Origin of the sequence: Acinetobacter sp. RF14B, from assembly GCF_006864105.1 — a bacterium.
In the GTDB taxonomy this organism is placed as follows: Bacteria; Pseudomonadota; Gammaproteobacteria; order Pseudomonadales; family Moraxellaceae; genus Acinetobacter; species Acinetobacter lwoffii_C.
Genome location: NZ_SMTB01000107.1, coordinates 1 through 7,191, shown reverse-complemented (window position 1 = coordinate 7,191; position 7,191 = coordinate 1). Strand labels below are relative to the sequence as shown.

The following is a 7,191-nucleotide window of genomic DNA, read 5'->3' as shown; positions in this document are numbered from 1 at the left end:
CAGCGTCTTCTGTAGACAGCGGTACCATGGGTGAAAATCTGGACTTCGCATCGGTACAGCGTGAAAACCCGGAAATGGAACGCCGTTGTCAGGAAGTCATTGATACTTGCTGGCGCATGGAAGATGAAAACCCGATCGTTTCGGTACATGACGTCGGTGCAGGCGGTATTTCGAATGCAATGCCTGAACTGGTCAATGACCACGAACTGGGTGCGGTACTGGATCTACGTAAGATTCCATCTCTAGAGCCAGGCATGTCGCCAATGGAAATCTGGTCAAACGAAGCACAAGAGCGTTATGTGCTTGCGATCCGTCCAGAATCTCTGCCACTGTTTGAGTCAATCTGTGCGCGTGAACGTTGTCCGTTTGCGGTGCTGGGCGAAGCGACTGAAGCGCGTCATTTAACTGTTGAAGATCCATTATTTGGCAACAAGCCGGTGGACATGCCAATGCAGGTGATGCTTGGCGGTACCCCGCGTATGAGCCGTTCATATGAAACAGTGGAGCGTAAAGGTGATGACTTTGATGCGTCTAAAGTCACTGACCTGAAAGATGCGATTTACCGCGTGATCAAGAACCCGACAGTTGCATCTAAATCATTCCTGATCACTATTGGTGACCGCTCGATTACCGGTATGGTTGCACGTGACCAGATGGTGGGTCGTTGGCAGATTCCTGTCGCGGATGCTGCAGTGACCACCACTAGTCTAGTCGGTTATAACGGTGAAGCGATGGCGATGGGCGAGCGTCCACCGGTAGCATTGTTAAATCCGGCAGCATCTGCACGTTTATCAGTTGCTGAGTCTATTACAAACATCATGTCAGCGAAGATTAAACAGATCAGTGACATTAAATTGTCTGCAAACTGGATGGCGGCTGCCGGTCAACCAGGTGAAGACCAGGCATTGTTTGAAGGCGTAAAAGCCATCGGTATGGAAATGTGTCCAGCACTGGGAATCGCGATTCCTGTGGGTAAAGACTCATTGTCGATGCGTACGACCTGGAATGACGAAGGTACAGATAAATCTGTGACTTCGCCAATGTCAGGGGTAATCACGGCATTTGCGCCAGTGACCGATGTGCGCAAGACATTGACCCCTGAATTGAAAAACATCGATTCTGTACTGCTACGTATCGATCTTTCTAAAGGCCAATTCCGTCTAGGCGGCTCGATTCTGGCTCAGGTTTATAAAGCGATTGGTTCAGTAACCCCTGACGTTGATAGCTTTGATGACTTGAAAGCTTTCTTTGCACTGGTTCAGGAGTGGAACGATCGCGACCTGATCAAGGCCTATCATGACATCGGTGATGGCGGCTTATTGGCCACTGTTGCAGAAATGATGTTTACGTCACGTCTGGGCGTTGCACTCGAAGAACAATCTGTGGCTGCACTGTTCGCTGAAGAAATCGGGGCAGTTCTGCAAATTGCCAAAGCAGATTGGGAAGTATTGCAAGCAGAAGTTGCGACTTCAAGCTTGAAAGATGCTATCTCTGCTGTGGGCACAGTCAACAATACGGACCAGTTGTCTGTAAATGGTCTGGTACTTGAGCGTGCCGATTTGCAAGTGGCCTGGACTGAAGTTTCTCATCAAATCCAGCGTTTACGTGACAACGTCGAAACTGCGGATCAAGAATTTTCCCTGATCACAGACAAGTCACACCAAGGCTTGATCGCTCAACCGACATTCGATTTGAATGAGCCAGTTGAAGCCCCATATATCAATTCACGTCGTCCAAATATGGCAATTCTGCGTGAGCAGGGGGTGAATGGTCATGTTGAAATGGCAGCTGCATTCGATAAAGTGGGCTTCAACACTGTTGACGTACATATGAGTGACCTGCTGGCTGGCCGTATCAGTCTGGATGACTTTGAAGGTCTGGTGACCTGTGGTGGCTTCTCTTATGGTGACGTACTCGGTGCAGGCGGCGGCTGGGCCAAATCTGTATTGTTTAACCCGCAGCTACGTGACCAGTTCGAGAAATTCTTCAACCGTCAGGAAACCTTCTCTTTGGGTATCTGTAATGGTTGTCAGATGTTGTCTCAATTGGCACCCCTTATTCCGGGGGCAGATGCATGGCCGCGTTTCCATCGCAACAAGTCAGAAGTTTTTGAAGCGCGTAGTGTTAACGTTCGTGTCGAGAAATCTCATTCTGTATTGCTAGAAGGCATGGAAGGTTCTATTCTTCCAATCGCTGTGGCGCATGGTGAAGGTCGTGTGGTTGCATCGGCTGAAAATCTGGCTGCACTGAATGCAGGTAACCAAGTGATTATGCGCTATGTTGACAGCCAAGGTCAGGCAACAGAGCAATATCCATTAAACCCGAACGGTTCGCCTGAAGGGATCTCTGGTGTAACTTCTCAAGATGGTCGTGCAACAATTCTGATGCCACACCCAGAGCGTAACTTCCGTGCGGTTCAGCATTCATGGAAACCGGAAGACTGGGATCAAGATGGTGCCTGGTTGCGTATGTTCCGTAATGCACGTAAGTTTATTGGTTAATTTTTATAAATTCATCTGAATGAAAAGCCGCCTTCGGGTGGCTTTTTTATTGGGTGATATTTTTCTTTTATTTTTTGCTCTTTTAAGGAATTAAACCAGTGATTAACTTTATGAAAAGAGAGAAATTTAATAGTATCTTCCAGAAAGGTAGCTGCTGCTTTGAAGGGAGTTTATTTGCTAAACTTTTTAGCTGTTCCTCCACCACGTTCGCAAGTAATCTTTGATTAGACATCATGATGCTTGATCCATATGATGGATTAATACTCCTAGAATATATACCAATTGATATGCTTAAACTCATTTACTACGTTCCTGAATCTCATCTTGAATCGACTAAACTTGCCATTTTTACAGCCGGTGCTGGAGGGATAGGCGATTATGAACATTGTGCCTGGCAGATTTTAGGCACTGGCCAGTTTAAGCCGCTGAAAGGCGCTGATCCATTTATTGGTGAGGTCGGTGAGCTTGAACAAGTTTCAGAATGGCGGGTAGAAACCATTGTGCCTGAACATAAGGCCAGTGAGGTGGCACGGGCGTTAAAGGCCATGCATCCTTATGAAGAGCCGGCTTTTGAGTTTATTCAAATGGTGGAGATTCCACTCTAATAACTTTTAAACCAATATTTGGTACACGGAAACGCCATCCGCACTGGTTTAAGGCAGGACTAAAAATGAAAAAATCTGTGATGTATCAATAGCGAGAAGGTTTGAGCCGATTTTGTGGATGACAATACTTCGATGTTTCGACCTACTTTGTCCCAAAACAACAGTAGGTCGCAGCAAAGGTTAATCTCAAAATTAAGACCTTATTGAAAAAGAGTCCATCTGGAAGAACCTTAAACCTTCTGAATAAACAGCTCACGATCAAAACGGTACTGCGGGAAGAATACGCCATCTTTCGCACGCTCACCTGCTGCAATGACCATGACAGGATATTGTCCATCATTTAATGCCAGAATTTCACGTACCAGCGGCTCATCAAATCCTTCCATCATGCAGCTGTCAAAGCCATAAGCACGTAAGGCCAGAACCAGATTTTCACAGGCCAGTGCTGTAGTTTTGCTGGCCCACAGTTTGGCATCCGCAGGATTAAATGCTGATACCGGCATTTGCTTGTCCAGTGTACGGGCGACTTTGAACGCCACTTTCTTAAAATTGCCAAAGGCATTCAGATAACCGGTTTTGTAGTTATAGGGAATGTATTTGTAGTATTTCTTGACTGCAGGTGGGGCTTCTGGAAATGGAAACTCATTAATATTACGTTTGGCCATTTCATCTATACGGTCAGTGCGGGCAACACAGACAATCAGTTCAGATGCTGTCTTGGCAGCCAGCTGGCTCATGCAGGCTTTCACCAGGCGTTTCTTTTTGGCGGGATTTTGTACCACATAGAAGGTCCAGGGCTGCAAGTTCGATGAGTTGGGGGCCAGTAAGGCGAGGTCCAGACAATCATCGAGCACTTCGGCAGGAATCGCTTTGCTGGTAAATTTACGTACCGAACGGCGGCTTTCAATCACCTTGCGGAAGTTATTTACATCAATATCTTGGGGAGCAGGCTCGTGGTAGCGCTTTTTTTCAGTCATGGTATTTATATTCTTTTTACAGTGATGTGGAAAGAAATGGGAGTGAAATATAAGAAAACCACCCAGCTTATCGAACCAAGTGGTTTTATAGACAAACTTAAATTAGTTGAATTGAGAAAAATCCGGCTTACGCTTTTGCATAAAGGCCGCAACTGCTTCCATCATTTCAGGTGAGCCAACACGCTGCATAAAGATGTCAGCTTCATGATCAATCCATTCAACAATTTCATTTAAATTATGTTTCATCAAGGCTTTGGACTGGACCAGAGAAGCCAGTGGAAGGGCCGCCAGTTGAGCAGCTTGCTGTGCTGCTTTACTATAAACCTCTTCTTCAATACTGTTCACTAAATTGGCTGAACGTGCTGTTTCACTGTTAAATTTTTGTGCAGTAAGTAATAACTCAGCCGCCTTGTGATAACCCGCCTGTTCAATTAACAATTTACTTGAAGCTCCTTCAGGAGAAAGTCCCAGACTGACAAAAGGAATCTGGAACAGGGCAGTATGATCACTATAGACCAGGTCACAATGCAACAGGATCGTTACCCCGATACCAATAGCCACACCGCGTACGGCTGCAATCAAAGGCTTAGAAAATTTAGCTGCCGATTTTAATAAAATAAAAGGAGGGCCTTCCGCTGCAGGGGCCTGACCCTTCATTGCTGCATACTTCATAAAGTCCTGCATGTCATTGCCTGCACTAAAATCTGCATCCTGACCGCGTAAAATTACCACCCGGACACTGCTGTCCTGATCGGCTTCATCGAGCGCCTGGGCAATCCATAAGTACAATTCACCATACAAGGCATTTTTGGCTTCAGGGCGGTTGATAGCCAGCGTGAGTACGCCCTGATCTAAAATTGCGTTTAAATGCGGATGAGGTTGTTGAATACAGCTCAGTGTCATCGTACTATCCTTGCTTTAAAACTTAATTTAATTTTATGGCGTTTATTATGTCGCATATTTATTTAAACGACACAACTCTCGAGTCATAAAAAATTGATCTGTTATGAACTATACATTTGATTATCTGGTTTTTATTGGCCGCTTTCAGCCCTTTCATCTGGCCCATATGCAAACCATTAAAATTGCATTAAAACAAAGCCGGCAAGTGATTCTGGCTTTAGGTTCGGCACAGAATGAACGGAATATTAAAAATCCATTTAGTGCTGCTGAGCGTGAACAGATGGTTTTATCTAATTTTTCCGCTGAAGATCAGCAACGGATCAAATTTGTTCATGTGGTCGATGTTTATAATGACCAAAAATGGCAGAAACTGGTCAAATCACTCGTCACAGGTGTCATTGAGCCAGATGCAAAAGTGGGTTTAATTGGCCATTTTAAGGATGAATCTTCCTATTATCTTAAGCTGTTTCCTGAATGGGAGATGGTCGAGCTTGAAAGCCTGAAAGGCGCAATTTCAGCAACGCCGCTACGTGAAGCTTATTATACTGGGAAAATTATTGAATCGGCTTTTCCCTTGGGAACCAGTGAGTTTTTACATCAATTTCAAAAAACACCTATTTACCAACAATTGCGGCACAAATACCTGACTCAAGACAAAACCAATCTTGAGTAAGCTAATAGCTCAAGGCAAGCAATTGCAGCGGCCTAGGAGTGAAGCAGATGAATGTCAGGATCGCGAAAAGCGTCTTAGTTGCAGGAATACTGGGCTTAAATTTTACTACTCATGCCACTCCTCAGCAATGGGAACTCACGCCAGAAACCCAAGTCGGTTTTGAGATCAAGTCGATGGGGGTGTCGATTGTAAAAGGTAAATTTGAGCAGATTCAGTCTAGCATGAGTTTTGATCCTGCAGCTCCACTCCATGCCTCCGCCCAGTTTGTTCTCGACATCAAAAGTTTGAGTTTAAATAAACCCTCGCTGAGTAATCTGATTCTGGGTGAAGATTTCTTTGATGCTGAAAAATATCAGACTGCGACTTTCACAAGCTGCGAATTTATCGTTTTAGGTCCTCATCACTACAGTATTACAGGTGATTTATCCTTGCGGGGCGTGACCCGACGGGTGGTTTTGGATACTATCTTAAAACCCAGTATCAGCCAGCCCCAACGTTTGGATGTTGACGCGACGACAGTGATAACACGCAGTGACTTTGGAATGAAAAAAGCATTTGGCGGGGTTGGAGAAAAAGTCAATATTGTAGTTTCTGGACAATGGCAGCTTAAATAGGCTCGGCTCTAAAAACGGCTCTGGTTTAATAAGGAGCTGGTCTGATGCAAGATCACTCCGGTTAATACCCTAAGAGCAGGAGATTGCTGCTGCCAGTGATGCCAATACCATGGCACATCGCATTGGCATTCTGGCAATATCTCGACCAGTGCGCCATTTTCAAGACGGTCAGCGATTTGATATTCAGGCACTAAACCATAAAGTCCTGAAAAAATGGCCTCAGCAAATGCTGTTGCAGAGGGAATGTAACAAAAAGAAAGGCATTGTCGATGTAAGCCGAATTGAGCCAGCAATGTGTGGCTATGCAGATGATCTTGATCATTATAAATAACGGCAGAGGCCTTAGGTAGCACCTCTCAACTTATCCCTCGTTTGAACCACAATTGTACAAAAGCAGGGGTCGCCACCATACGATAGCGCATCTTTCCAAGACAATGTGCTTTACAGCCCTACATGGCTTCATTTGGGTTGCTAATGCAGGCATTGACTTGGCCTTGTTGCAAAAGCTTATGCGTTTCACTTTGATCGACCACCCGAAGATGCAAAGCAATCTTTTTTTGAAATGAGTGTGGCTGACAGGCAGGGCAATAGCCAAGTACCCGCAAGCTTACTGCGGAAGCAGTGATATTTAATACTTTTGCTGCAGCGTCAAAACTTCGTGTTTCGGCAACTGCCAGAAAAGCCGCACAATTTTAGAATTAAGGAGCATGGGCTACCTAAAAGAAATTTGGTCTGGATGAAATTTTCTTAATTATATCTTAGATTAGCATTTGAAGTGCAACACCATGTTATTGCCATAATACCTGACTCGGACTTTTAAAGCCGAGTCTTTTTCTTGGACGATGATTCAAGCGTTGAGTAATTTCTGCAATATATGCATCCGTATAGTCATTCAAGTCACTGCCTTTTCTAATATAT

At 44.9% G+C, this 7,191-nt stretch carries 8 protein-coding genes; 4 read left to right on the top strand and 4 right to left on the bottom strand.

All coding sequences use genetic code 11. The features are described from left to right. Both purL and E2K52_RS12625 read left to right on the top strand, forming a co-directional pair. Nucleotides 1-2,501, top strand: a 2,501-nt coding sequence (gene purL, locus E2K52_RS12630; protein WP_151205420.1) for a phosphoribosylformylglycinamidine synthase, incomplete at its 5' end; no start/stop codon positions are given. 287 nt (nt 2,502-2,788) lie between these two features. Further along, entirely contained in the window at nt 2,789-3,106 is a 318-nt protein-coding gene (locus E2K52_RS12625; protein ID WP_151205419.1) for an NGG1p interacting factor NIF3, read from the top strand. A 230-nt stretch (nt 3,107-3,336) separates the two neighbouring features. On the opposite strand, the gene E2K52_RS12620 is transcribed toward E2K52_RS12625, so the two are convergent. Together E2K52_RS12620 and E2K52_RS12615 are read right to left on the bottom strand one after the other, a co-directional pair. After that, nucleotides 3,337-4,083 (bottom strand): nitroreductase family protein, encoded by a 747-nt coding sequence (locus E2K52_RS12620; protein WP_151205418.1) that lies wholly within the window; start codon nt 4,081-4,083, stop codon nt 3,337-3,339. 102 nt (nt 4,084-4,185) lie between these two features. Further along, complete coding sequence (locus E2K52_RS12615) at nt 4,186-4,986, bottom strand: enoyl-CoA hydratase-related protein (protein ID WP_151205417.1); 801 nt, start codon at nt 4,984-4,986, stop codon at nt 4,186-4,188. Between the two features lie 103 nt (nt 4,987-5,089). On the opposite strand from E2K52_RS12615, the gene E2K52_RS12610 reads away from it, so the two are divergent. After that, nucleotides 5,090-5,659 (top strand): nicotinate-nicotinamide nucleotide adenylyltransferase, encoded by a 570-nt coding sequence (locus tag E2K52_RS12610; RefSeq protein ID WP_151205416.1) that lies wholly within the window; start codon nt 5,090-5,092, stop codon nt 5,657-5,659. A gap of 47 nt (nt 5,660-5,706) precedes the next feature. After that, nucleotides 5,707-6,273 carry a YceI family protein gene (locus E2K52_RS12605; RefSeq protein WP_151205415.1) on the top strand — a complete coding sequence of 189 codons (567 nt, stop codon included), beginning with the start codon at nt 5,707-5,709 and terminating at the stop codon, nt 6,271-6,273. An 8-nt stretch (nt 6,274-6,281) separates the two neighbouring features. Here E2K52_RS12605 and E2K52_RS15770 read toward each other — a convergent pair whose 3' ends face one another. Together E2K52_RS15770 and E2K52_RS15765 are read right to left on the bottom strand one after the other, a co-directional pair. Continuing rightward, complete coding sequence (locus E2K52_RS15770) at nt 6,282-6,626, bottom strand: hypothetical protein (RefSeq protein ID WP_413772995.1); 345 nt, start codon at nt 6,624-6,626, stop codon at nt 6,282-6,284. A 96-nt stretch (nt 6,627-6,722) separates the two neighbouring features. Next, on the bottom strand, nt 6,723-6,950 hold the full coding sequence (locus E2K52_RS15765) for a LysR family transcriptional regulator (RefSeq protein ID WP_410553586.1): 228 nt from the start codon (nt 6,948-6,950) through the stop codon (nt 6,723-6,725). Nucleotides 6,951-7,191: the final 241 nt, after the last annotated feature.